Here is a 24,647-nt window from a genome sequence, read left to right as displayed (position 1 = left end):
CACCAGCCGGTGGAAGGCGGTGGGTGCGACGATCACCGGCCCCGCCTGCCGGGCGCCCGGCAGATCGACGGCGGTGGTCCGCGCCTCGCTGCCGCACAGCACCCTCGGCAGCAGCGCGTACCGGTCGAACGCCCGCTCGTTGTCGGCGAGGACGCGTTCCTCGCCCGCGCCGCCCGCCACGTAGTCGTAGGAAACCGGATCCAGCATCTTCCGTGCGCTGTCGTGCAGTTCGCGGAGCGTCACGGCGCCACCGGGGTGGCTGGGCTCCGGTGCGCGGTGAGGAAGGCGCCCAGCGGGGCGCGGTGGACCTCCTCGCTGTCCCACTCGTTCTCCAGGTTCTCGGTGAGGTGGTGCTCGGCGGTGAACTCCCCGTCCCGGTACCACCGGACAACCGGATGCAGATAACGGCCGTCCAGGCCCGACACGTCCTGCTGGGACTTGCGGCCCGCGGAGACGTCGAAGGGGTCCACCCGGTCGTGGTCCTCCCCGTACTCCAGGGTGATCACCGCGTATGCGTCCACCTCACCGAAGTCCCCGGAGCGCACGGCGCCCGGCACGTGGTCGACGGGAACCTCCTCGGCGTAGCGCAGCGTGCCGTCCGGGGCGAGCAGCAGCAGGTCGCCGAGGACGGCGAACTGCTGCCACAGCGCGGAGGACCGGTTGATGCGGGTGATCACCGCATCGACGGCCCGCTCCGTGGCGTCCCCGAGCTCCGTCGTCGGCCAGGGCACTCCGCCGTGGCGCTGGCGCAGTCCACGGTGCAGTGCCCGCACCGCGTAGCGGAAGCCGTGGATGAAGCCGGTCGTGGCCTTCCCGAAGTCACGGCCCTGCATCAACGTCCCCGCGAAGTACAGGCCGGGCACGTTGACCGACTCGCCGAGAGGCGTCAGCGCCGGGAAACGACCGTCGACGATCAGGTCCGGCATGCAGGTGTCGTCGAAGATCGAGCCGTCGAACCGGAAGCCGGTCGCGACGATCACCCGGTCGTAACGGATCTCCTTGACCACTTCGTCGACCCGCTCGAAGGAGACCGGTACGTGAAAACCGTCCGGCTCACGTCTGATGGCGAGCACCCGGCCGTCGAGGAGAGCGTTCTGCGACTTCAGCTGGTAGCTGTCCAGGAAGTTGTTGTAGACCGCGCGCAGGTGTCCCACATAGTGCGTCCGCCAGGCCATCCGCAGTGAGCCCGAGCCGACGATGTGGATGACCGCAGCGGTCTCCATCAGGTTTTCGGCCGTCTCGAAGGCGGAGTTGCCCCGGCCGATGATGAGCACCCGCTGATCGGTGAAGGACTCCGGATCGGTGTCGATCGTGTCGTAGCGTTCGGCCAGTTCGACACCCGGGAACGACGGAAGGTTCGGCACGGGCACCCCGGTGGCGGTCACCAGGTGCCGTGCCCTCCACGCCTTTCCGGTGTGGTCGGTGACGGTGAAGCCCTCGGCGTCGCGGGAGACCTTCTCGACGGTGGTGTCGTACCGCACGCGCACCCCGGTCCGGGAGGCGAAGTCCGACAGGTAGCGCACCAGGTCGTCGGCCGGCGGGAAGTAGCGGGGGCTGTACCGGGTGAACAGCAGCTCCGGGTCGTCGCTCAGCAGGGAATTCCAGTCCATCCGCAAGCGCAGCTCCGGATCGTCGTACCCCGTGTGCACCTTGTTGTTCGAGATCAGATAGCGGTGCCGGGGGAACCGTGTGAAGAACGTGCCCGGACCGCTGCCGCGCTCCAGAACGACGTAGTCCGCACCGTCCCGCTCCAGGAAGGCGGCAAGTTGCAGTCCGGCGGGCCCCGCGCCGATGATCAGATAGTCATGGGTCATGCTCCGGAAGCTAGCCACCGGATTTCAGAGCGCTCTGATATTCCCCGCCTACGTTGGGGACGTGCTCACCACCACAGATGCCGTCTCACTCACCGGCCCCCCGGACTCCGCCGCCCTGCGCCGCGCGGCGAGGCCGCTCACCGTCACCGTGGATGCCGGCACCCGGGCGCGCCTGGACCGCGGCCGCCGGTTCTTCCACGGCCTGCGACACGGCAGCAGCGACGCCGAGGCCCCCCGGATCTACGGCGCCACCACCGGATTCGGCGCACTCGTGGGATACGCCGGCCGCCTCGACGAGGTGGACCAGTGCGACAACACCCTGGCCCACCTCGGGGCCGGCCACGGCCCGGACCTGCCGCACGAGATCTGCCGAGCTGCCCTCCTGCTGCGCACCTGGTCCCTCGCCCAGGGTGTCTCCGGTGTGTCCGCCGAGGTCGTCGACCGGCTCGCCGCGATGTTCGCCACGACGTTCTCGCCCGCCGTCCCCCGCTACGGCTCCGTCGGGGCGAGCGGTGACCTGATACCGCTCGCCTACGCCACCCAGGCACTGCGCGGCCGGGGGCACGCCTATGTGGACGGCCGCCGAATGCCGGCCGCCGAGGCACTGGCCGGTGCCGGGCTGCGTCCGCTCGCCCTGGACGGCCGCGACGCGCTCGCCCTCGTCAACGGCACCTCCGTCACCACCGCGGCCACGGCTCTGGCCTGCGACACCGTCCGCACGGCACACCGCTCACTCATGGCCCTCACATGTCTGCTGGCCGACACTCTCGGCTGTGACCCCGGCTTCCTCGACGGGGACCTGCTGCGCGTCTACGGCCACACCGGCGCGGTCGATGTCGGCGCGCGGATGCGGGGGACGCTCACCGGCACCGCCCCCTCAGGCACCCGGCCGCTGCAGGAGCCCTACAGCATCCGCTGCGCCCCGCAGCTGCTCGGCGCCGCCGAGGACGCGCTGCGCTACGTCGACGGCGTGGTCGCCGCGGATCTCGGCGGCGTCAGCGACAATCCGCTGTTCTTCCCCGACGACGAGGAAGAGGGAAAGGTGGTGCACGGCGGGAACTTCTTCGGGCAGCCCGCCGCGTTCGCGGCCGACCTGCTCGCCTCCGTCACCGCCCAGTTGGGCAACCTCGCCGAACGCCAGCTCGACCTGCTGACGGATCCCGCACGTAACGGGGGGCTGCCGCCGATGCTCGCCACCGCGCCGGGCCTGCAGCACGGTCTCCAGGGCGTACAGCTGGCCAGCACCGCACTGGTCGCGGAGATCCGCCGGAACGCGACACCGGCAGGCATGCAGAGCCTGCCGACGAACCTGCACAACCAGGACGTCGTCCCCTTCGGCACCCAGGCCGCCCTGCGCTCGTACGACATGGCGGAGCTGCTCGGCCTGCTGTGCGGGTCGCTCGCGCTCGGCCTGCGCCAGGCCGTCCACGTCGGCGCACGCCGGCCCACCGCACCCCGGTGCGCGGAACTTCTCGACGCCCTCATCGAGGTCATCCCCCCGGTCGAGCCGGACCGTCCACTGGACGAGGACGTTCGCGTCGCGGCCGACCTGCTCGCCACATGCGAGCTGCTCCGACCGGACGCGCCGGACCTGGAGCGGCGGGCAGGGGACCGGACGCCGGCAGCCGGATGGTGAACCGGGCCCCGTGGCCCGGCCGGCTGGTGGCGGCGACCGTGCCGCCATGGCGCGTGACGACCTCCCGCAGCAGCGCGAGCCCCAGCCCGTAGCGGCCGCCGTCGTCACCGTTCCCACGATGGAACCGCTGGAACAGCCGTTCCGTCTCGGCGGGGTCAAAACCTGGCCCGCTGTCCGTCACGGTCAGCTGGACCGTGCCGGCGGAGCGGGTCAGGGCCACCTCGATCCGCCCCCCGGCCGGGGTGTGGCTGATCGCGTTGGACAGCAACTCGCCGACGGCGCGGCGCAGCGCGGACCTGATGCCGTCGACGAGCAGAGGACGCGGCGGGACGTCCACGACGACGGTGATGCGGCGGGACCGCGTCCGGTCCGACTCCTCGTCCACCACCGACCGGGCCAGCGCCACCAGATCGACCGGCCGGCGTTCCGCCGGCCGCGCCGGCCCCGCCGCGAGGCTCGCCGACAGCAGCAGGTCGTCGATCACCTCACCGAGCCGGCCGGCCGAACCGACCAGCCGGGCCAGTCCGTCACGATGCGCGACCGGCATGTCCTGCACAGCCGCCTGCCGGGCCAGCATCTGCGCCCGCGTGTACACATGGGCGATCGGAGTGCGCAACTCATGACTGGCGTCCGTGACGAATCGATGCTGCCGGGTGAGGGCCGCTGCCAGAGGGGCCACCGCGCGCCGCCCCAGCAACGCTCCGGCGGCGGCCGCGGCGAACAGCCCCACCAACTCGGCGACACCCAGCGCGAACAACAGGTGCGTACGGTCGGCCAGCTGGAAGCGCATGTCGAACACCGCCTGCACCACGTCCCCGTCCGCCCGGACCTGTGTGCGTACCAGGTAGTCCGTGCCGTTGCGCCGCACGGTGCGCTCCACGGCCTCGTGGGTCAGGCTCACCCGGTCCACGTCGGCACGCACCGGGAATCCGGCCGGGGCATTGGCCAGCGGGGCCACCCCGGGGGCGTACAGCCAGGTACACACCGGAGGGCTGTTCAGGTCGCCGTGGCCCGCACCGTAGCGCAGTTCACGCCACACCTGCCCGTCCTGCGCGTGCACCATCACCGTGTACGCAATGCCGCCGACGATCGCGACCAGGGACGTGATGACCGCCCCGGTGATCAGGGCGATCCGCAGGCGCGCCCGGCGCACCGCCGCCCACTCCGGGGAAGCCGACGGTCTCACAGCGCTCCCAGACGGTAGCCGAGACCACGGACCGTGCGCACGACCTCCCGGCCGAGCTTGCGGCGCAGGTAGTAGACATAGGTGTCGACGATGGACGTCGCGGGCGCCTCCTGGAACACCGACCGGCGCAGCTCCGCCCGCGAGTGCACGGCGTCGGGACGTGAGGCGAGCGCCCACAACAATGCGAACTCCCGGGTCGCGAGGGCGATCTGCTCACCGCTGGGCAGTTCGACCTCCCGGCGGCCGACGTGCAGATGACCCGATCCGATCCTGAGCACATCGGTGACGTCGAGCGTCCGTCGGCACAACGCCCGTAACCGGGCGCTCAACTCGTCGAGTTCGAACGGCTTGACCAGGTAGTCGTCGGCACCGGCGTCCAGCCCGTCGACCCGGTCGTGCACCGTGCCCATCGCGGTCAGCAACAGCACCGGGGTGCGGACCGCGCGGGACCGTAATCGGCTCAGCAGGTCGAGGCCGTCCAGAGCGGGCAGCCGCCGGTCGACGACGAGCACGTCGTACCGCCGGGAGAGGCCGAGGTGCAGGCCTCGCTGGCCGTCGGTCGCGACATCGACCGCATACCCTTCCCCCCGCATCGTGTCGAAGAGCATGGCGGACAGCTCCCGGTCGTCCTCGACGAGCAACAGACGCCAAGGCTCCCGCGCGTGTCCCTGTGTCACAGTGCCGCTCCTCTTCGTCCCTCCCCGCATTTTCCTCCAACGTCCTTGTGGCGGAGGGGGTTCCCTGGACGTGCGGGGGGCTCCGGCGGTGGGGTGTCCGTGCGCGCCGGGCCGTGCGCAGTGCCGGAAGACACCTTTGCCGCGTCGGGCCGATGCGACCGGCCGGCCCACCGGACCTCTTTCGGCGCGGTGGCTGTCGCACGTGAAGCCGGCGATGCCGTTGAGCGGAGGTGCCCCCGCGTGAGCCCGGCTCCTTTCACGGGTGCCGGCGCGTGCTGCTCAGCGCCACCGCCGGGATCACCGCGAGCGCGAGGGCCCCCGCCGCCGTCGCCAGCACCGGGTAACTGCTGCCGCCCACCACCAGGCCCGAAGCCATGCCGCCTGTCGCACCTGCCACGGACATTCCCACGTCCGCCAGACCCTGGACCGCGGCGCGGTTCTCGGCGGGGGCGGCGCCGGCGATCAGGGCCGTGCCGCCGAGCAGGGCCAGGTTCCAGCCCACGCCGAGAAGCACGAGCGCGCAGGCCAGCAGTGCGACGGAGTCCGGCGGGGCCAGGCCCGCGGACAGACCGGCGGCCAGCAGGACGGCACCGGCCGCGGCGGCGACCCGTCGCCCGCCGATCCGGTCCGCGAGCAGTCCGCTCAGCGGCGACGGCAGGAACATCGCCCCCACGTGCAGGGCGATGACCAGTCCTACCGCCTGCGTCGCCTGGCCGTGGCCGGTCATGTGGACGGGCGTCATGGTCATGACGGCGATCATCACCAGTTGCGCGGTGATCATCACGGTGGCGCCGGTGAGGACACCGGGGGCGCGGAGCGCCGGGCTGCGGGGTCCGGTGCCGGGCCCGGCCCCGGCATCGCGGGGTTCCCGGGACTGTGCGAGGAGCAGCGGGTCCGGGCGCAGCCACACCAGCAGCACCAGGGCGGCGGCGGCATAGGCGGCCACGGCCAGCAGGAAGGGGCCTGCCAGCCGGGGAATGCCCCAGGCGTGGGCGAGGGCGCCGGTGGGGCCGATCAGATTCGGGCCCGCGACCGCGCCCAGCGTCATGGCGAAGAGCACGGTTCCGGCAGCCCGGCCGCGTCGTCCGGGCGGGGCGAGGTCGGCTCCCGCGTAACGCGCGAGCAACCCTGTGACCGTACCCGCCCCGTACACGAAGAGCGCGGCCAGGAGCAGGGCGGGCCAGCGCGCCGCGGCTCCCGCGACCACGCCCGCGCTGCCCAGCGCGGCCACTGCATTGCCGAGCGCCAGACCCGGGCGGCGTCCGAAGCGCTGGCAGAAGCGCCCGAGCGCCGCAGCCCCGAGGGCCGCGCCGGTGGTGTAGAGCGCGGCCGGCAGCCCGGTCAGACTGGTCGAGCCGAGCAGATCCTGGGCGAGCAGCGCGCCGACCGTGATGCCCGCCGCCATGCCGGCGCCGCCGAGTGCCTGCGAGACACCGAGTACCGTCAGGGCGCGGCGCTGTTCCCGGGAGAAGCCCGCCGCGGTGGCCGGCGGAGCCGTCCGGGTCACGCGTGATCCCGCACCGGGGCCGTCGGCCCGCCGGGCGCCTGTGCGTTGCCGGCCAGTGCGGCTATCTCTCCCAGCGGCATACGGAGTTCGTCGTGCAGGAACCGTACGATCGTCCAGTGCGGCAGGGCGTCGGCGTCGAAGGGGCCGAACGCGGCCGTGTAGAGGGGGACCCAGCGCAGGGCTTCCTCGGCGGCGGTCTCCCGTCCGGGTGCTTCCTGGTAGGCGGCGTAGGAGATGCTCCGGTGATGGATGAAGTGGCCGCCCGGCAGCCGCTGTTCGCACAGATCGCGGTACTCGCGCGTCTGCAGGATGAGGTAGTGCCATATCTCGTCGATGTCCTGCTCGACCGGGAGGAAGAGGCCGCCGAGCCGGTCGGGGTGGCGGGAGACGAGGTAGAGGTAGCGCAGGCACTCGCGGACCTGGTGCCGCACGACGGATGCGGGCGGTGCGTCCGGCTCGGCCGTGAAGTGCCGTACCACCTCCTTGTGCAGAGCCGGGCCGAGCAACTCCTCGGCTGTGGGCGCCCGCTCGGCGGTGCTGTCCGCGGGGGTGCGGGCTGCGGACGTAGGCATGGGGCTCCTTCGGGAGGTGGGCGCCGGGTGTGCCGGACCGCCACGCGCGCAGGGGCGGTCCGTACGGACGGAGGCGTGACGGGCGGAGGGCGTGAGGTCAGGACGGGTCGGGCGTGGTCAGCCAGGCGTACTTGCCGGAGCGGCCGACGGGGATGCCGGTGCGGTGCTCCACCTGACAGGCACGCCCGGTCAAGGTGTTGACGGACATGGACAGTTCGGCCGTCTCGTCGGCCGTGAGCGGCGTGTCGTCGAAGGTCGTGTACGACAGGCGGCACTCGCCTTCGCCGGTCAGGTGCAGTCGGTGCAGGAAGACGCGGGTGCAGACGCCGGCGATACGGGTGTCGAGGTCGGCCTGGGAGACGGGCCCTTCGGGTGTGGGCAGCAGTTCCTTCTCCCGTCCGCAGAAGGAGACGATCCGCTCCGGGTCGGCGCTGCCGTCGCGCGTGCGGACACAGTCCCCGGACCGGTACCGGACCAGCGGCATGTACGGGTTGCGGATGCTGGTGACGATGAGGCTGTGGATGCCGCTGCCCGGTTCCACCGGGAGGAGTTCGACGCTCATGTCCTGCAGGTAGGGCCGGTAGCGGCCTTCGGTGTCGCTGTAGAAGAGGTAACCGAGTTCGGTGCTGCCGAAGAGGTCGACCACCGGGCAGTCGAAGTGGGCGCGCAGGTGGGCACGGACGTTCACCGGCGTGTACTCGTAGGCGTGGACGATGCCGGCCGGGCCGGGGAAGTCGTCCCACAGCCCCCATGCGGAGACTTTGCGGACCAGATGTGCCAGGTGGTAACCGGAGCAGTCCAGCAGATAGGCGCCGTCGGGGTGGGCGCCGGCCACCTCGCGGATCTCGGCGAGCATGCGCTCGACCTCGTCGCGTTCCCAGTCGGCCGGGTCCAGACGGCGGTTGAGGTACAGCGTACGGTCGTCGAGCCAGCGTTCACCGGGGGTGGCGCCGGGCTTGCGGGCGTTCACCCGGGCGACGTGCTCGGTGGCGAGCACGGTGGTCAGTGAGACCCGCCGGGCGCCGTCGTGCCATGAGGTGCCGAGCTCGGGGTGCTCGCTCCACAGGCGGTAGTAGGAGCGGAGCAGGAAGTAGGGCGGCCGGATGAGCTGCATGCGGGCGTGGTTGGTGCCGGTGGACAGGACGAACTCGGCTTCTCCCGCTTCCAGCGCGCGGGACAGTTCGGGAGTCATCCAGTTGCCGGGGAAGCCCCGGGCGATCTCCGGCTTCTCCAGGATCGGGAAGTGACCGCGCTCGACGGAAGCACGGTAGATCGGGATGTCGCGCACCTTGTCCAGGACATCGGCACTCGGCAGGCGGTTCACGAGGGCTCTCCGGGCGGGTCGACGGCGGGGGAGCGGGACCTGCCGGCGCGGCGGCTGCCGCGCCGACAGCGTGGGGCATCAGTGGGTCAGGAGATGCAGCCGTTCTTGGGTGCGGCGCTGATGCAGCCGCTCTTGGGTGCGGCGCTGATACATCCGTCCTTCGAGGCCTGGGTGGAGTTGGCGGCGACCCACTTGCGCCACACGGACTCCTCCGTCATGCGCTTGATGAGCTGCTCCATGGTGAAACCTCCTGAAATCGCAGAGAGTCGGCGTATTTCGTGAAGAGATGGTTTTATGACGATCACCCATCGGCATTGAAGGTAAAGAGATGGTCAACCAATCGTCAAGAGGTGGCTTGACGATTGACCTGAACCGCACCCCTCGCACGCGGCGGCCCATCGGGTCTGCGGCCGTACGCCCTCGTCCGCTCTTCCCGCCCGGCGACGGCTGTTCGCCGGCTTCCCGGCCGTGGAGGCGACGCCCTGGAGGTGTCCACATCCCTGCCGGGCCACCTGTTCAGGGGAAACCGGCCGGGCCACGCACCGGTCGCGTCCCGTCACACGGGAGTGCTCACGCCTCGGTGGGCCGGTAGGCGTTCTATGGTTGGTCGCATGAGCCGCTGGACGGAGTTGACCGGGGAAACGTCCGGGGAGGACTACGCCGCGCGGTTCGCGACCCTGGCCCGTAGTGGCAAGGACGTACACGGCGAGGCGCGGTTCTGTGCGGCTCTCGTGCCTGCCGGAGCGCGGGTGCTGGACGCCGGGTGCGGTACCGGGCGGGTCATGATCCGGCTTGCGGAACTCGGGTACGACTGCGTCGGGGTGGATCTTGACGCGTCGATGCTGGCGGTGGCGCGGGAGCAGTCGCCGGGACTGCCGTGGTTCCAGCTCGACCTGGCCGAGTTCGAGCCGGCTCTGCTCGGCATTGCAGCGGACTTCGATCTTGTCGTTGCTGCGGGCAATATTTTCCCGTTGCTCGCCCCCGGCACCGAGACCACGGTGGTCAAGCGTTTGTCCGCGGCCCTGCGCCCGGGCGGCCTGCTGGTCGCCGGTTTCGGCCTGGACGAAGCCCATCTGCCCGTGCCGCCCGGCCTCACGCTGCCGGAGTACGACGACTGCTGCGCTGCGGCCGGTCTTGCCCTCGTCGACCGCTTCGCCACCTGGGACGCCGACCCCTACGACGGCGGCGGCTATGCCGTCAGTGTCCACCGCCGGTGAGGACGTGCTGCACGTCCGGACGGCCGGTGGTCCGCTTGATCGCACCGGCCCGGCCGGCAGGGCCCTCGACCGCCCATCGCGTCGCACGTTCACGCGGTTCCTCGGGGTACATGCGGGCAGCAGCCATGAACGGCATCCTTCCGGGCCTTCGACGCCTCCATCGGATCCGAGCGATCCAGGGAGAACGGCCCTGACCCCGAAACGGTTCGGGGTCAGGGCCGTTCCGCGTGGCGCGGGGGAGGAAGCTCGGTGAGCGGTCACCCGCGCCGGGGTCCCGCCGGCGTCGTCAGCGTCTGCGGGCGGGGCGGCCGGCTGCGATTCCCGCCACGTGCAGGGCAAGAAGTGCCAGGCCCAGGAGCATGACGTTCACGGAGGAGAAGACATCGTTGGTGGTGATGTCCGCTGCGTTGATCAGGAAGGCGATGACGAACAGGACGGCTGCCGCTATGCCGAGCATGAGGTGCTCCTCTCGAAGGGGTGAGGTGCGTGTGCCCGGACATCACAAGGACAGGCCCCGTTTCCGCTTCGGCTTCGGGAGACCGGCCGGGCTGCGTGCCGGGGCGGCGGGGGTGCGCCCCGAAGACGGGGGTAGGGGAGTGAGGAGAGCCGAGCGAGGGAGGGTCGATGACGAAGGACACGTCGCTGCGTGCGATGGGATGGGCGCAGTCGTTCCCGGTGTCGCAAGGGGTGCGGGCCGGCCGCCAGTGGACGCGGGAGCACCTGGAGTCCCTGGAGTGGACCAAGGACACGCCCGAGATGGTGGACGCGATACTGCTCAGTGTTTCCGAGCTGATCACCAACGCGCACGTGCACGCGCACAGCGACGCCCAGCTGATCCTCACCTGGGACAGCCACTGCCTGCACGTGAGTGTCCATGACTCCAACCCGCTGCCCCCCACCAAGCAGTCCGAAGACCTCACGACGACCGGGGGGCGCGGACTGGCCATCGTCGACGCGCTCGCCGACGACTGGGCCACGCATCCGCAGGCGTCGGGCAAGACCGTCACCGCCTGCTTCGTGCCACCGGGCGCTCCGAAGCCCCGGCACGGCGAGGACGTCAGCTGAGCTCCGGGCGGAAGCGGCCCGGAGCCGGCCCGGCGCACGCCTCACGCCCGTGCTGCCCGGCCGATGTGTGTGGCCCGGCACGGCCGGGCCACACACATCGCGCAGAGCGCGCGCAGCCCTCCCGCAGGAGCCGGTGCCCGAAGGCTTCCTTCGCCTTCTCCTCGGCCTGGCGGGCCTCGCCCTCGGTACCGGCCGGCCCGGCCTCCGGCGGTGAGGCGTCCGTTCCCGACCGCGCGGCCCGCTGCCGCCTCGACCTTGGCCTGCCCGGTCTTCGCCCGGGTCTTCTCCACGGTGGGTCCGCCCCGGTGACGCCGGCGTCCTGACACAGACGGCGCAGGCGTCCCGTGAGTGCTTCAGCCGGCGGCCGCGGGCACCACCTCACCCGAGAGCGGCAGCCCCGGCCCCGCCACGGCTCGGGAGACGAGGCGGGCCATCTCGACGGCGCCCCGTTCCTGGAAGTGGGTGTTGTCCTGGAGACCGTCGGGAAAGTTCGGGTACTGCCCGGCCTCCAGCCACAGGAAGATCCTCTTGGACGCCTCCACCCCGACCCCGTCGAGGTAGGCGCACAGCACAGCGCCCCTCGGAGGCAGCGCAGTTCGTCGTGCCCGGCGGCCGACCATGAGTCGGCCTGCGCGGTTCAGCGGTCCGGAAACCGTGGTCCGCCCGCTGCCCGCTGCCCGCCGCCCGATGGTCGGCGGCCGGCGAGCAGGGGCAGCCCCGTGGACGCCGCCTTCAGCACGGCCGGTGTCCCGGTCACCGCCCGAGGGCCGGTTCCGGCCGGCGTCGGCGGTGGCGCGTCCGGGCGCGGCCGGCGGCCCGGTACCAGGAGGCGGCAAGCACGGTCCCGAGCGCGGCTTCCACCAGATCGCCGCCGTAGTACATCACCTGGGAGCCGGTGTGCAGGTCGGTAGTGGTGAACGCGGTACCGGGCGGCGGCGTCGCGTACAGGGTCTTGGCGAGCACGGCGTGCGCGACACCGGCGGCCAGCAGGGCCACCCCGCGCAAGGCCGGCGGCCGGCGGTGACGCACCGGGTCGACCTGGCAGACGGCGAAGGTGAAGAGCAGCCCGGCGGCCAGGACGTGTGCGTGCACCAGCGCGTGCAGCAGCGGGCGGTGGTGCGTGTGCGCGTACACGTCGGTGCGGTACAGCAGCCACAGGCCTCCGGCATCGAGCAGAGCTGCCAGGAGCGGGTGGGCCAGCAGGCGGGCGGGGCGGGAATGCGCGAGGGACAGGAGGCCGCGGCGGGCGGCGCCGGGAGGTGAGGCGCGCAGGGCCAGAGTGAGGGGACGGGCCAGGACGAGCAGCAGCGGGGCCGCCATGCCCAGGAGCAGGTGCCCGGTCATGTGGGCGGTGAACGGCCCGCCGGGCAGCGGACCCACCCCCGCCCAGGCCACCCAGGTGCATCCGGCGGTGAAGGACACCGGGCGCCACCAGGGCCAGGCGTCCCCTCTGCGCCACAGACGGCCTGCGGCCAGCCCGTAGGCGACGGCTGCCAGGAGCGCGCCCACCGCGGAGGCGATTTCCCACAGGCCAGGGCCTGCGGCCGTTCCGGGGTGGATGTGGGCGAGGATCACGTCGTCCGGGCCGCACGGCCGGGGCGGGCCGCACGGCGGGCCAGAAGAAGGCCGGTCAGGAGCAGAACCACGCCGGCGAGGTTCCATGCCCAGTCGTACGGGGCGATGTCCACGCCGTAGCGGACCTGGTGCAGGCGCAGCAGCTTGTGGTCGACGATGCCGTCGAAGAGCTGAAAGGCCCCCAGCCCCAGGAAGAGGCCGGCCCACGCGTGAGCCGGGACCAGAGCGCCCCGACGGCGAAGATCCGCGTAGAGGAAGAATCCGGCGACCAGGGCCAGCAGTTCACCTGTGTGCAGCAACCCGTCCGACAGCAGGCCCACCCGGCCGGTGGAGCGGTCGTAGAAGTGGTGCCACCCCAGGATCTGGTGGAAGACGATCTCGTCGACGGCGGCCATGACCGCCGCCCCGAGCACTCCGCACACCACCATGGACCTGCGTGGTTCAGGCCGCTCCAGCGGGTCGGGGTGCCGGTGGGCCGGTGGGTTCATGAGAATGCCTTCCGATACGTTCTGGGTCTGACCACCGGTACGTCTGCCCTCTCGTACGCCGGCGAGCCCACGAACTGCGGCATTCGGCCGCCTCCCAGCCATGCCGGAACCCGCACTCGTCACCTTCCGCGCACAGGCGGGCCTCCATTCATCGCCTCTTGCAGGAGAACGGACAGCTGGATGAACCTTCTCGACCGCCGTGCCTACCGAGTGGCGCGGGCCGTCGCCCGCCGCCGCGGCCACCGGCCGGCCCTGCATCCCTCCGGGGTGATCCTCGCGGGGCGTCTCGTCGTACCCGGTCACGGGGCCTCCTGGGAGGTGCCGTGGCTCGACGCTCCGGGCTCCTACGCCGTGACGGCCCGCTGGTCCCGCGCTGCCGGACTGCCGAGTCCGCTGCCCGACGGCATGGGTCTCGCGCTGCGGGTGGAGGACGCCGGCGGCCCCGGCCGCTGCCTGGAGCTCCTTCTGACGAGCAGCGGCCGTGGCCGGTGGACCCGCCACGTACCGTTCCCTCGTACGTCGGCCACGGGCGGCCCGTACTCCGCACTCGTGTCCTACGTGGTCGGCGGGCGCCGAGGACTGCCGGCCGTTTTTCCCGTGCCGGGAGCCCCACGACTTCCCGCCGACCCCGCAACGGTGGAGGCAGCTGTAACCCGGCGACCGCTGGAGTTCGTGCTCTGCGTCGGGACGGCCGCAGCCTGGCTGCCCCTGGGCCGTCTCGTCCTCCACGGCCCGGATCCGTCCCCGCGGCGTCCGGGCGGAACGGCTTTCGACCCCTACCGCAACTCACTGCCGGGCTTTCACCCCGTCGACCGGCTCCGGTCCCTGCGCGTCGCCGCGTACGCGGGATCACGGGAAGGGAGGCTCGCCGAGCCGCCCTCCTGACGGGGCCACGCGACAGCGGCGAGTGGGCCGGCTGCCCGGCCGGCCGCTCCCGCCCGCGATTTCGCGTACGGGATCCGCCTCACTCCGCGTTCTTCTGCAGCAGGCAGTCGTAGCCCAGCTGCATGGTGTCGGCCACCGCCAGGGCGGTGAGGCCGCCCGTCACGGCTCGTGTGGCCCCCGGCCACAGCAGCTGAGCCCCGGCGAAGGTCGTCGTCAGCCAGACACTCATACAGAACGGACAGGTGACCAGCTCACCCGCGGTCGACCTGATGCCACCTCCACGGGGGCTCTCACTCACTTCAGCAGGGCCTGTCGCGGACTCGTAGCGTGTGAACGGCGCCCGGAGCGGGCTCGTGACGGACCCCTTGCTGAGCAGGCGGCTCAGACGGAACACGGCAGTCGCCGTCAGCAGGATGTCCTGCGGGTCGTGCCGCTCCGGGAGCTTCGTCCTCCGTGCGGCGATCACCGCGGCCCAGGCGACCGTGTACGCGCCGAATGCGACGACAGCCCCGAGATGCCCGCCGAGGCGCCGTTCCTCGTGCGGCGAATAGGCCTTGTTCACCCGCTGGAACGCTTTCCCGAGCTTGCGCAGGCGGGAGCCTTCCTTGTCCGCTTCGTGATCCACAGCAGCATCCTCCATCGGTTCGTTCCGGTTCTGGCTCGCATGCACGACGAGGCGTCACGCCTCGTCGTGGGGGTGGGGCCGCACGCACCTCTCCTGGGCCCCGGTACACCACTGCCTCCTCATCGACCAGGCAGTCGTGCGGCAGCGGTCGCAGCACCATGGCTCAGCAGCCCGGCGCTCCAGCAGTATCGGGAGGCGGCCCCGGCCGTACCGCCCGTTCGGCAGGTGTGGCCGGTCCGCGGAACGGCGGCCGGGCGGCCCCTTTGGAGCCACATCGGCGACGGCTCCGGTGGCGAGCCCCGCAGCGCCGCCCACAGCGTCTTCCTGGCAGTCATCATTCACATCCCTGCAGAGGTCCTGGTGCGACCGGGTCCTCCGGCCTTTCTTCGTACTGGAAGTGTTCTTCCTCTTCCGCGTCTCCGCCTTCTGCCCGCGAATGGGTCGTACGAGGCACATCGGGGGAGGCCGATGTGGGCAGCATCGTTCACCTTCGCGTCCTGCGCCTGCCCGCCCTCGCGGTGGAGACGGGCAGAAGGCCGTCCACCGAGGGAGCGTCCGCAGCCCCAGGGGGAGCGCGCCGGTCATCACGGCCGCGACCTGCTGCGCCGCCGGCGCATGGCCGCGGCGCTGTTCGGCAGTACCGCCTCCGGCGGCTTCGCGCTGTTCATCCCGCAGGGCCCTACGACCCGCTGCGAGGCCGAATCCCGCGGCCGCCATCGCCGCATCGCCCGACCAGACTGAAGACCCGATAATGAGAAATGCTGCGGTTCTCCGCAGCCATGCGTGAGGAGGCATACCCATGGCCGGCAACGCGGCATCACCAGCTCCCCGGTGGGCAAACCGGAATGTGCTGCTCCACGGCTGGCGTGAGCAGATCATCAGCACCCTGATGTTTTTCACAGGCATCGCCTTGTGCGTCGCGCCGTGGGTCGTCAGTGACTCTCCGGACGCGGCCAAGGACATCCACCGCAGCGAGGTCGGCATCGCGATGCTCGTACTGCTGGTGGCGCTGGCCCGGCTCAGCGGGCACGCCGGCAGGTGGTCGGACCGGGTGATCCTCCTGAGCGGGGCCTGGCTGGTCGCTTCCCCGTGGCTCCTCGGCCTGCAGGACACCGCGGTCTTCGACGGAGCTCAAGTCTTCGACGTCGCCGCAGGCGCAGTGCTACTCGCTCTGGCGGCGGCTTCGATGCTCGTGCGGGCTGCGCTGGACCGCACGGAGAAACGCATGTAGACCGGTCCGCAGCCGCTGACCGGGATCATGCGCGTGGCCGAAGGCGCCGAGGACGGCGTTGCCCGGGGACGGCCGGGCACGCGAGGGCGAGGACGGGTGGGGGAGTCCGCCGCACGGCCTCCCCCACGGCTCCCACCCGCCCCTCATGGTCCGGGTCACCCGGCCCCGTGCGTTCCCTCCCGGGGAACAGGCCGTTGATTCCCCCGATGCTCTGCCTCACCGCGGTGTCACAGCGCCGGCCCGGCCTTACGACCGGGCCGGCAGGATGTTCAGCCGTCCTTGCCCATGGCTTTGCGGACGGCGTCCTTGGTGCGGTCCATCAGCGCGGCCACCGGGCCGAGGGCCATGTTGGCGGCGCCGGACTCGACTCCTGGGTGGGGCCGGGTGGGGGCCATGGCTTCGGCTGCCTTGACGGCCTTGGCCATCGCGGCGAGGCCGGTGACATCGGTGCTGCGGCGGATGTGGGTGAACTCGTAGCGTTCCTCGGCGCGTGCGTGTTCCTGGACGTCCGTGCGCAGTGCCATCAGCTGGGGCATGAAGGTGGGGTCGTCGGTGTCGAGGTCATCGAGTGTGGCCAGGGTTTCCTTGGCCGCCTTCTCCTCGGCGAGACGGTCCTCGACGATCTGTTCGCCGCCCGGGAAGCTGCGCCGGGCGAAGGGATGGACGACTTCCTCCTCCGCGGTCTCGTGAACGGCGAGAAGGCGCACCAAGCGGCGGAACGCCTCGCGGCGTTCCGCACCGGACGCGGCCTCGACCTCGTCGAAGAGGTTGCGGATGTCGCCGTGCTGGCGCATCAGCAGCGCCACCACATCGGTGTCCTCGGCCCGGTCGTCGCCGGCTTGGGGGGTGTGGAGTTCGGACATGTCCCGGAGCTCACTTCTCGCGCATGGCGGGGTCGGGGTGCTCACCTTCGGACTGCACGCGGTACTCACGGCCGAACATGGCGTCGTGCTCGGCCATGACCCGCTCGCTGGGCGGCTCCTCACCACCGTGGATCTGTTCCTGCATCGCCTCGAACCGCTCATGCGCCTCGCGCACATATCCGGCACCCAGCGTGGTCAGGTCGATCTGGGTGTCCAGCAGTTCACGCAGGTACGCCTTGTTCGGTTCGAAGGTGAGCACGTTGGGCAGCTCGGGAGCGAGCACCGACTCCGGGTCGCGGCCGTCGTGGCGCCGCATGAGGTCGCAGGCGATGTGCAGGTGCTCCAGCTCCATGTTCAGGTGGAGTTCCCAGATGGCCTTCACCTTGGGGTCGCTCTCCTGCTCCATGAAGGAGTGGTAGAGGTAGCACTCGTTGTACTCGTGGTTGACCAGCTGCTCCCACCACGTCTCGCCCGGGTCGACCAGGGACTCGTAGTGGGTGACGTGCTCCTCCTCGATGAGCCCGATCTCCTGGTAGAGCTGGCGGGCGATCGGCTCCATGTAGGTGGGGCCGGTGTTCATGTAGAAGTTCATCGTCTGCTGCTCCGCCGACATGATCGTCAGCGCGTGGAGCTTGGACAGCGGGTTCGTCCCGTCCTTCGCATACGGGTCGCGGACGTTGTCCACCGGGTCACGGTGGTGGAACTTCGTCGGCCGTCCGGGCATGACCTCGGTCAGCCCGTCCACGATCGCCTCCGCCTTGCGGTGCTCGATCATCTCGTACAGGTTGGCGTACCGGTACAGGTGGTCGAAGTCCTCCAGGACGCCGAACTGGTACGCCTGCTTCAGGTACGGGTCCGGTTCCATGCGCGCGACCCAGGCCGTGAGGTCGACCGCGACCTGCTCGTAGGCGATCGTCGTCTCCAGCACCGACGAGACCCCCGGGAGCAGCCAGTTGACCACCTTCTGCTGCTGCGCCTCGATGTAGCGGGTGCGGGCCAGCTGCCGCTTGATCTCGGGGTCCGGACAGTGCCGTGCCAGTTGGTGGCTGAAGAGGATCGCTTCGACCTCGATGCCGTTCATCGTGATGATCCGGCACCGGGTGTAGGGGTCACAGCGGTCCGGGTCGATCGGCTTGACGTTCATCTCACGCCAACTGCGCAGCTGGCGGTCCAGCGGGATACCACGCTGTTCGAGCGGATTGAAGGTCACGAGAACTCCTCGGGGAGGTGGACAGGCCGAGTACCCTCGTAGCCGCGATTCATGTCGTCCGCCGAGTCGCAGGGCACCGCCTTCCATGCTTAGCCCTGTGCGGCAGAGGCCGCTTCCGCACACGCCCGGTCGGCCCTGCGATTGCCCCGTATGACGCAACCCCTCCGTCCCGCCGGCGCCGCACCGTCGAGCTCGCGTGAGGCCGTCCGGCAGCACCCGGTGACGCCTGTGTCCGAACACCGCATCTGCGCGTCCGGCCGGACAGGCGCAGAACTCGTTCCGGAAGCCCGGCAGTTCCGCGAACGGGTCCTGCCGGGCAGCGTGAGCCAGCAGAGTCGTCCGCATGGCTCCTCGTGCTGAGCCCGCGTGTTCCTCGGCCGGACCGCGTGCTCAGCGCCAGCGGTCATGTGTGAACCGCTCGCCACGTTCCTCTGCGTGTTTTCCCCTGCTTCGCCGACGGCGGCTTCCGGCTCGGGGCCGGCCGGCCGCTGCGAGAGCCCAGCGAACCGGGCCGGTCGCTGACGCTGCCCGTGGCGGGCCCTGCGCCCTTGACGCCGTCCGGCCCGGCTGACGCGGGAAGTGCGGCCCGGCGACGGAGCTCATGCGTGCCGGGATGCCGCGCGGTTCCCCGCCCCCCGCTCGCGCCGGCTCTTGCACACACGTACTCCGTGGCCTCGCCGCGCTTCCCCCGTACGGCTGCGAAAGCCCCGGCCGACCGCTTGATCGTCCCCGGGCGGGGTAGCGCAACGGCATGGCTACTGACAACACATCTACTGCTGCGAGCGGTTACGTGCAGCCCGAGGTCGACGTCCGGGCGCTGACCGAGGTGCTCGACGGCGAGTACGCCGGGATCCGCGACCTCGTCCGGACCAACCTGGTGACGCACGCCTCCGTTCTCGAGGACGCGGACGAGCTCGGCGTCGACGCGTTCCGCGAGCGGGTGCGTGAGCTCGTGGTCGAGATGGCTGCGACGGGGCAGACCGGCATGGGTTTCCCGAGCCGGTACGGCGGGGGCGGCGACATCGGAGCCTCGATCGCCGCGTTCGAGACCCTTGCCTTCGGTGACCTGTCGGTGCTGGTGAAGGTCGGCGTGCAGTTCGGGCTCTTCGGTGGCGCGATCCTGCATCTGGGTACCGAACGCCATCACGAGGCCTATCTGCCGGACCTGATCACCGGGCAGTTGATGGGGTGCTTCGCGATGACCGAGACCGGGCACGGCTCCAACGTCCAGGCGCTCGGCACCCGCGCACGGTACGACGCCGCCGGCCAGGAGTTCGTCATCACCACTCACGGCGACCAGGCGTGCAAGGACTACATCGGCAACGCGGCCCGCCACGGCGAGCTGGCGGTCGTCTTCGCCCAGCTGGAGGTGGGCGGGAAGTCCGAGGGGGTGCACGCGTTCGTCGTGCCGATCCGGGTCGGCGGCGAGGTGGCGCCCGGTGTCCGGATCGAGGACGACGGCCGCAAGATGGGCCTCAACGGCGTGGACAACGGCCGCATCCGGTTCGACGACGTGCGGGTGCCGCGCGAGGCGCTGCTCAACCGGTTCGCCGACGTCACCGCCGAAGGCGTCTACGAGAGCTCGATCACGAACCCGGACCGGCGTTTCTTCACCATGCTCGGCACGCTGGTGCAGGGCCGGGTCAGCGTCGGCGGCGCCGGGGTCAACGCCGCCAAGGTGGCCCTCGCGATCGCCACGAAGTACGCCGTGCGGCGCCGGCAGTTCGACGCGGCCCCGGAGGCGGAGGAGCAGTTGCTCCTCGACTACGGTCTGCATCAGCGTCGGCTGCTGCCGCTCATCGCGCGTACGTACGCGTTGCACTTCGCGCAGGACGTCGTGCGCACGCAACTGCACGAAGTCTTCTCCGGCACCGAGGACGACGCCCAGGCGCGGCGCCGGCTGGAGGCACGGGCCGCCGGCACCAAGGCGCTCGGTACCTGGCACGCCACCCGGGTCGTCCAGGAGTGCCGTGAGGCGTGCGGCGGCGCCGGCTACCTCAGCGTCAACCGGTTCGCCGCCCTCAAGGCCGACAGCGACATCTTCACCACCTTCGAGGGTGACAACCACGTCCTGCTGCAGCTCGTCGCCAAGGGCCTGCTCACCCATTACGCGAACGAGTTCGAGGACCTGGACCAGCTCGGCATGGTCCGCTACGTCACCGGCCTCGCCGTCGGGACGGTCATCGAGAAGACGTCGGCCCACAAGCTGCTGGAGCGGGTACGCGACCTGCTGCCCGGCGGCGACGAGTGGGACCAGGAAGCCGGCCTGCTCGACTCGGAGTACCAGCTCGCCATGCTCCGGTACCGCGAGGAGCACATGCTCGCCGGCGTGGCCCGCCGGCTCAAGCGCGGGATCGACCAGAAGCGCAATCCCGGTGTCGTCTTCTCGCAGGTGCAGGACCACGTCATCGCGGTTGCCCACGCACATGTCGAACGGCTGGTGCTGGAGGCGTTCGTCGACAAGGTGCGTGCGCTGCCCGAGAGCGGCAACAAAGTCGCGCTGGGCCTGCTGTGCGACCTCTTCGCCCTGTCGACGATCGAGGCGGACCGGGCCTGGTTCATGGAGCACGGCCGGCTGACCGTCCAGCGTTCCAAGGCCATCAGCCGAGAGGTGAACGAACTCTGCCGCAAGGTCCGGCCCCTCGCAGTTCCCCTCGTCGACGCCTGGGGCATCCCGCCCGAGATGCTGCGCGCACCGGATCTGGTGGGCTGATCCGAGGGCGGAGCCGGCCACGGACCGGTCCCTTCACCGGATTTCAGCAGCGGTCAGGGGACGCTCACCCAGTCGAGGGTGCGTTCCACGGCCGCCTTCCAGCCCGCGTAACCGTCCGCGCGTCGTTCGTCGGACCACTGGGGGGTCCAGCGTTTCGACTCGTCCCAGTGCGTCCTCAGCTCTTCGGTGCTCTGCCAGAAGCCCGTTGCCAGACCTGCCGCGTAGGCGGCGCCGAGCGCGGTCGTCTCCGCGACGACGGGACGGCTGACGGGGACGCCGAGGACGTCGGCCTGGATCTGCATGCAGAGGTCGTTGGCGGTGACACCGCCGTCGACCTTGAGGACGTCGAGGTGGACACCCGAGTCCTGCTCCATGGCCTCGACCACATCGCGGCTCTGGTAGCAGATGGCTTCCAGGGTGGCCCGCGCCAGGTGCGCGTCGTCGTTGTACCTGGCCAGGCCGACGATCGCTCCTCGGGCGTCGGATCGCCAGTAGGGGGCGAACAGGCCCGAGAACGCGGGGACGAAGTACATGCCGCCGTTGTCGTCGACGGTACGGGCGAGATCCTCGCTCTCGGCCGCCGTCTTGATGATCTTCATCTGGTCGCGCAGCCACTGCACCGCGGACCCGGTCACCGCGATGGATCCTTCCAGCGCGTAGACGACAGGACTGTCACCGAACCGGTACGCCACGGTGGTGAGGAGGCCGTGCCGGGAGCGGACCAGCTCCGTGCCGGTGTTGAGCAGCAGGAAATTGCCCGTGCCGTAGGTGTTCTTGGCCTCGCCGGGGGAGAAGCAGACCTGCCCGACCGTGGCCGCCTGCTGGTCGCCGAGGACTCCGCCGATCGGAACGGCGGCGCGCAACGGCCGGGAAGTCCGGGTCGTGCCGAAGGCATCCGGATGCGACGAGGGGTTGACGGTGGGCAGCATCGCCCGGGGGACGCCGAAGAAGCCCAGGAGTTCGTCGTCCCAGTCGAGGGTCTCCAGGTTCATCAGCATGGTGCGGCTCGCGTTGGTCACATCGGTGGCGTGGATCCCGCCGTCGGGGCCGCCGGTCAGGTTCCACAGGACCCAGGCGTCCGTGTTGCCGAAGAGGGCGTGGCCCCTCTCCGCCGCTTCCCGTACACCGTCGACGTTCTCCAGGATCCACTGGATCTTGCCGGCGGAGAAGTAGGTGGCCGGCGGCAGTCCGGCCTTGCGGCGGACGATTTCGCCGCGACCCGTGCGTTCGAGGTGCGCCGCGATGGCGTCCGTCCGGGTGTCCTGCCAGACGATCGCGTTGTAGTAGGGCCGCCCGTTGCGCGGGTCCCAGACCACTGTGGTCTCACGCTGGTTGGTGATTCCGATCGCCGCCAGGTCCTGCGGCGACAGGCCTCCGTACCGGAGGGCGTTCTGCATCACCGAGTTGGTGCGCTCCCAGATCTCCACCGGGTCGTGCTCCACCCAGCCGGAGCGGGGGAGTATCTGGGCGTGCTCCAGCTGGTGCTTGGCGACTTCGTTGCCGCCGTGGTCGAAGATCATGAATCGGGTGCTGGTGGTTCCTTGATCCACCGCGCCGACGAAGTCCGCCATGGTGTGTCACCTCTCCGGCCGGTGCCGTCAGTCCTCGGTTGCCGGGACCCGCCCCGGCGGCTCGGGTTCCGCGGACGGCAGGAAACGGCCGATGAGGCCCTTGTACAGACCCGCGCCGAGCAGTCCGCCGACCAGCGGGCCCACGAGGGGCACCCAGAAGTACAGATTTCCGTACTGGTCCCGCCATGCTCCGCCGTACCCGGTGATGAAGCTCGCCAGCCGGGGACCGAGGTCACGGGCCGGGTTGATCGCGTAGCCCGCGTTGGTCCCCCATGCCATTCCGATGGCGACGACGACCAGGCCGATGACGAACGGGGCCAGGTTCGCGCCGGGCGGCGTGTTCAGCAGGTCGGTGACGGCCATGATCAGCAGCAGCAGGACGGCGGTGCCGATGACCTGGTCGCGGAAGGCGCCCCATTCGTGAACCGGCAGAGCGGGATTGCCGTTGGCGGGGAGGGTGGAGAACACCGTCTGCGTCTTGACGGTGTGTCCGGGATCAGCCTTGGCCAGTGCCTCGCTGTAGTTCCAGCGCACGAGAAGCGCGGCCACGAACGCCCCCGCCGTCTGGGCGAGGGCGTACGGGGCCACCTTGCGCCACGGGAACCCCTTGAACACGGCGAGCGAGAGGGTCACCGCGGGATTGAGATGGGCGCCACTCAGCCGTGCCGCCACGTAGACCCCGAGCGTGACACCGAGCCCCCAGGCCCAGGCGATGCTGTCGTGGTCCCCGAGGCCGCCGGGCGGATCCGTCAGGGCCCCGCCTGCCGCCACCTGCGCCACGACACCGCACCCGAAGAGAATGAGGATCATCGTGCCCGCGAACTCGGCCGACAACTCGCCCAGGGATCCGGAGCCCACACGTCGCTCAGCCATGGAAGCTCGCCCTCCGCCGGCCGGACCGGCCGTCGACTACAGCAGTACGAGCAGGCTAAGGCGCCTCGCGGAAGAGTGCATATCAGGGCGAACGGTGTGCGGCGGAGGTCCTGGCCGGTGCCTCGCTCACCTGAAAGCGCCGGCCCGTCTCCCGCACCGCTCCGTGACAGGCGGTGTCCTCCTCGGGCGGCCGGGCCGCCGCCGCAGGGTGGCGGCGGTAGCGGGCGCTCCCGGAGCGCCGTCCGGCACACCGAGTTCCTCGGCGCCCGGGCCGCGAAGCTCCTGCCGGACGGAGGCGCACATGTCCGCGCTCACGTCCGGCAGGAGCTCCCGTCTCCCCCCCCCGGCAATCGGGGACGTCGCACATGGCCCGGAACGAGCACCTTCATAAGTGAAAGGGAAAGTGATCGCGAGCCGATGCTTCTCATTGAGGGGCCTATCGAAAACAGGCTGAATGCGTGTGTTTCTGATCAGGAGGAGCCAGGAGGCCTTGTGGCTTGCACCCGGGCCGTCACCGAAGCGGCCGGACGCTGATTCGGTCGGATGTTGATTCGGTCGGATGCGCGACAGTGATATATCACCCGATTGGCGGCCGCAGCGCAGCGAAACGGTGGACTACGTTCAGCAGCGCATTCGGTACGGGCTGCCGGCCGTTCCTGTGGCCCGGTGGATGCCGTCGACCTGGCATGACCCGGCAGAGCTCCTGAAAGCGAAACGAAATCAACGATGCCGGGCTGTCTGCGGACTGTTATCCTGAATCCGCATTTCGAAGGGCGCCTTTTCCTGACAATGAATTGGCTGCGCAATTCGATGGTCGACGCGATTGCCTGAAGGAGGTCCACACGCTTGCGGCGGGAAATTCTTCCGCCAGGTGCACTGCGGTGAAACGGAGGTGCGGACTCGTGGTGAGGCCGACGGAGCACATGGGAGAGCCCACGGTCGAGGACGGGGCGTCGGCGTGGCGTATCGCACGCGATTCCCGCGTACTCGACGTGAATTCCTCCTACAGCTACGTGCTGTGGTGCCGTGACTTCGCGGCGACCTCCGTGGTCGCCCGCGACGAAGGGGGCGAGGCCGTCGCCTTCGCGACGGGGTACATCCGCCCCGAGCTGCCCGGCACGCTCGTCATCTGGCAGATCGCCGTTAACCCGGACCGGCGCGGCCGCGGCCTTGCCGGTGCCATGCTGGATCACCTCGCCGCCCGACTGAGGTCCCGGGGCGTTCTCGAACACCTGGAGACGACGATCAGTGCGGGGAACGAGGTCTCGCACCGGCTGTTCCTCTCGTTCGCCGAGCGCCACGGGGCGTCACTGGAACGTGAGCTGCTGTTCCCCGCACGACTCTTCCCCGACGCGCACGAGTCCGAACACTTGTACCGCATCGGGCCGCTGGCCCAGCCGCCCATCCTGCCGCTCGGAGCCCAGCACTCGGCTACTCGCAGCACTAGGAGCACGTCATGAGGACGACCACCCCGCATGCCCTGAGTGTCTTCGAAACCCTTGAGTCGGAAGTACGGAGTTACTGCCGCAGTTGGCCCGCGGTGTTCGACCGTGCGCAGGGGGCCTGGCTCACGGACGAGGACGGCCATTCCTATCTGGACTTCTTCGCCGGTGCC

24 protein-coding genes and 2 pseudogenes are annotated in these 24,647 nt (G+C 70.6%); 8 read left to right on the top strand and 18 right to left on the bottom strand.

Features of this window, described 5'->3' with window-relative positions; all coding sequences use genetic code 11:
* Positions 1-243: alpha-hydroxy-acid oxidizing protein (locus tag VN520_RS02845; RefSeq protein ID WP_325745221.1), on the bottom strand; the 243-nt coding region annotated here is incomplete at its 3' end.
* Entirely contained in the window at positions 240-1,814 is a 1,575-nt protein-coding gene (locus tag VN520_RS02840) for an NAD(P)-binding domain-containing protein (RefSeq protein WP_325745220.1), read from the bottom strand. The genes VN520_RS02840 and VN520_RS02845, both read right to left, overlap by 4 nt.
* A gap of 61 nt (positions 1,815-1,875) precedes the next feature.
* Here VN520_RS02840 and VN520_RS02835 point away from each other — a divergent pair, with 61 nt between their 5' ends.
* Entirely contained in the window at positions 1,876-3,450 is a 1,575-nt protein-coding gene (locus VN520_RS02835) for an aromatic amino acid ammonia-lyase (RefSeq protein ID WP_325745219.1), read from the top strand.
* Between the two features lie 40 nt (positions 3,451-3,490).
* Here VN520_RS02835 and VN520_RS02830 read toward each other — a convergent pair.
* From VN520_RS02830 to VN520_RS02805, 6 genes and pseudogenes are all read right to left on the bottom strand, one after another.
* Positions 3,491-4,240, bottom strand: a pseudogene (locus VN520_RS02830) (sensor histidine kinase); the annotation flags it as partial.
* A gap of 392 nt (positions 4,241-4,632) precedes the next feature.
* Positions 4,633-5,343: a response regulator transcription factor gene (locus VN520_RS02825; protein ID WP_414719756.1), complete on the bottom strand. Its 711-nt coding sequence runs from the start codon at positions 5,341-5,343 to the stop codon at positions 4,633-4,635.
* 226 nt (positions 5,344-5,569) lie between these two features.
* Entirely contained in the window at positions 5,570-6,820 is a 1,251-nt protein-coding gene (locus tag VN520_RS02820; protein WP_325745217.1) for an MFS transporter, read from the bottom strand.
* The gene (locus VN520_RS02815; RefSeq protein ID WP_325745216.1) at positions 6,817-7,392 is read right to left on the bottom strand and encodes a hypothetical protein; all 576 of its coding nucleotides are present in this window, start codon (positions 7,390-7,392) and stop codon (positions 6,817-6,819) included. The genes VN520_RS02820 and VN520_RS02815 overlap by 4 nt, the downstream gene beginning before the upstream one ends.
* Before the next feature lie 97 nt (positions 7,393-7,489).
* On the bottom strand, positions 7,490-8,716 hold the full coding sequence (locus VN520_RS02810; protein ID WP_325745215.1) for a hypothetical protein: 1,227 nt from the start codon (positions 8,714-8,716) through the stop codon (positions 7,490-7,492).
* A gap of 86 nt (positions 8,717-8,802) precedes the next feature.
* Positions 8,803-8,955, bottom strand: a complete 153-nt coding sequence (locus VN520_RS02805; RefSeq protein WP_325745214.1) for a hypothetical protein — start codon at positions 8,953-8,955, stop codon at positions 8,803-8,805.
* A 372-nt stretch (positions 8,956-9,327) separates the two neighbouring features.
* Between VN520_RS02805 and VN520_RS02800 the strand changes: the two genes are divergently transcribed.
* Positions 9,328-9,933, top strand: a complete 606-nt coding sequence (locus VN520_RS02800) for a class I SAM-dependent methyltransferase (protein ID WP_325745213.1) — start codon at positions 9,328-9,330, stop codon at positions 9,931-9,933.
* Here VN520_RS02800 and VN520_RS02795 read toward each other — a convergent pair.
* Both VN520_RS02795 and VN520_RS02790 read right to left on the bottom strand, forming a co-directional pair.
* Positions 9,914-10,060, bottom strand: a complete 147-nt coding sequence (locus VN520_RS02795) for a hypothetical protein (protein WP_325745212.1) — start codon at positions 10,058-10,060, stop codon at positions 9,914-9,916. The two genes, VN520_RS02800 and VN520_RS02795, sit on opposite strands and share 20 nt — an antisense overlap.
* 159 nt (positions 10,061-10,219) lie before the next feature.
* Positions 10,220-10,390 carry a hypothetical protein gene (locus VN520_RS02790; RefSeq protein ID WP_325745211.1) on the bottom strand — a complete coding sequence of 57 codons (171 nt, stop codon included), beginning with the start codon at positions 10,388-10,390 and terminating at the stop codon, positions 10,220-10,222.
* Positions 10,391-10,557: 167 nt separating this feature from the next.
* Here VN520_RS02790 and VN520_RS02785 point away from each other — a divergent pair, with 167 nt between their 5' ends.
* Positions 10,558-10,998, top strand: a complete 441-nt coding sequence (locus VN520_RS02785; RefSeq protein ID WP_325745210.1) for an ATP-binding protein — start codon at positions 10,558-10,560, stop codon at positions 10,996-10,998.
* A 353-nt stretch (positions 10,999-11,351) separates the two neighbouring features.
* Here VN520_RS02785 and VN520_RS02775 read toward each other — a convergent pair whose 3' ends face one another.
* The 3 genes from VN520_RS02775 to VN520_RS02765 form a co-directional block, all read right to left on the bottom strand.
* Positions 11,352-11,570: a hypothetical protein gene (locus VN520_RS02775; RefSeq protein ID WP_325745209.1), complete on the bottom strand. Its 219-nt coding sequence runs from the start codon at positions 11,568-11,570 to the stop codon at positions 11,352-11,354.
* A gap of 181 nt (positions 11,571-11,751) precedes the next feature.
* Positions 11,752-12,573: a cytochrome c oxidase assembly protein gene (locus tag VN520_RS02770; RefSeq protein WP_325745208.1), complete on the bottom strand. Its 822-nt coding sequence runs from the start codon at positions 12,571-12,573 to the stop codon at positions 11,752-11,754.
* Positions 12,570-13,061: a DUF2243 domain-containing protein gene (locus tag VN520_RS02765; RefSeq protein WP_325745207.1), complete on the bottom strand. Its 492-nt coding sequence runs from the start codon at positions 13,059-13,061 to the stop codon at positions 12,570-12,572. Before VN520_RS02765 ends, VN520_RS02770 begins: the two co-directional genes overlap by 4 nt.
* A gap of 180 nt (positions 13,062-13,241) precedes the next feature.
* Between VN520_RS02765 and VN520_RS02760 the strand changes: the two genes are divergently transcribed.
* On the top strand, positions 13,242-13,946 hold the full coding sequence (locus tag VN520_RS02760; RefSeq protein WP_325745206.1) for a phosphodiesterase: 705 nt from the start codon (positions 13,242-13,244) through the stop codon (positions 13,944-13,946).
* Between the two features lie 79 nt (positions 13,947-14,025).
* On the opposite strand, the gene VN520_RS02755 is transcribed toward VN520_RS02760, so the two are convergent.
* The gene (locus VN520_RS02755) at positions 14,026-14,571 is read right to left on the bottom strand and encodes a DUF1360 domain-containing protein (RefSeq protein WP_325745205.1); all 546 of its coding nucleotides are present in this window, start codon (positions 14,569-14,571) and stop codon (positions 14,026-14,028) included.
* A gap of 799 nt (positions 14,572-15,370) precedes the next feature.
* Here VN520_RS02755 and VN520_RS02750 point away from each other — a divergent pair.
* Positions 15,371-15,802 (top strand): SPW repeat domain-containing protein, encoded by a 432-nt coding sequence (locus VN520_RS02750; protein WP_325745204.1) that lies wholly within the window; start codon positions 15,371-15,373, stop codon positions 15,800-15,802.
* 269 nt (positions 15,803-16,071) lie between these two features.
* On the opposite strand, the gene VN520_RS02745 is transcribed toward VN520_RS02750, so the two are convergent.
* Entirely contained in the window at positions 16,072-16,665 is a 594-nt protein-coding gene (locus tag VN520_RS02745) for a hemerythrin domain-containing protein (protein ID WP_325745203.1), read from the bottom strand.
* 10 nt (positions 16,666-16,675) lie between these two features.
* Complete coding sequence (locus VN520_RS02740) at positions 16,676-17,875, bottom strand: hypothetical protein (protein WP_325745202.1); 1,200 nt, start codon at positions 17,873-17,875, stop codon at positions 16,676-16,678.
* Between the two features lie 751 nt (positions 17,876-18,626).
* Between VN520_RS02740 and VN520_RS02735 the strand changes: the two genes are divergently transcribed.
* Complete coding sequence (locus VN520_RS02735) at positions 18,627-20,588, top strand: acyl-CoA dehydrogenase (protein ID WP_325745201.1); 1,962 nt, start codon at positions 18,627-18,629, stop codon at positions 20,586-20,588.
* Positions 20,589-20,641: 53 nt separating this feature from the next.
* Here VN520_RS02735 and glpK read toward each other — a convergent pair whose 3' ends face one another.
* Complete coding sequence (gene glpK, locus VN520_RS02730) at positions 20,642-22,159, bottom strand: glycerol kinase GlpK (RefSeq protein ID WP_325745200.1); 1,518 nt, start codon at positions 22,157-22,159, stop codon at positions 20,642-20,644.
* Between the two features lie 27 nt (positions 22,160-22,186).
* Positions 22,187-23,032: an MIP/aquaporin family protein gene (locus VN520_RS02725; protein WP_325745199.1), complete on the bottom strand. Its 846-nt coding sequence runs from the start codon at positions 23,030-23,032 to the stop codon at positions 22,187-22,189.
* A gap of 923 nt (positions 23,033-23,955) precedes the next feature.
* On the opposite strand from VN520_RS02725, the gene ectA reads away from it, so the two are divergent.
* Both ectA and VN520_RS02715 read left to right on the top strand, forming a co-directional pair.
* The gene (ectA, locus tag VN520_RS02720) at positions 23,956-24,492 is read left to right on the top strand and encodes a diaminobutyrate acetyltransferase (protein WP_325745222.1); all 537 of its coding nucleotides are present in this window, start codon (positions 23,956-23,958) and stop codon (positions 24,490-24,492) included.
* Positions 24,489-24,647 (top strand): annotated as a pseudogene (locus VN520_RS02715) (diaminobutyrate--2-oxoglutarate transaminase); the annotation flags it as partial. The gene ectA and the pseudogene VN520_RS02715, both read left to right, overlap by 4 nt.

Origin of the sequence: Streptomyces sp. (assembly GCF_035563135.1) — a bacterium.
Classification (GTDB): Bacteria; Actinomycetota; Actinomycetes; order Streptomycetales; family Streptomycetaceae; genus Streptomyces.
This window is presented reverse-complemented; position numbering and strand designations above follow the sequence as displayed.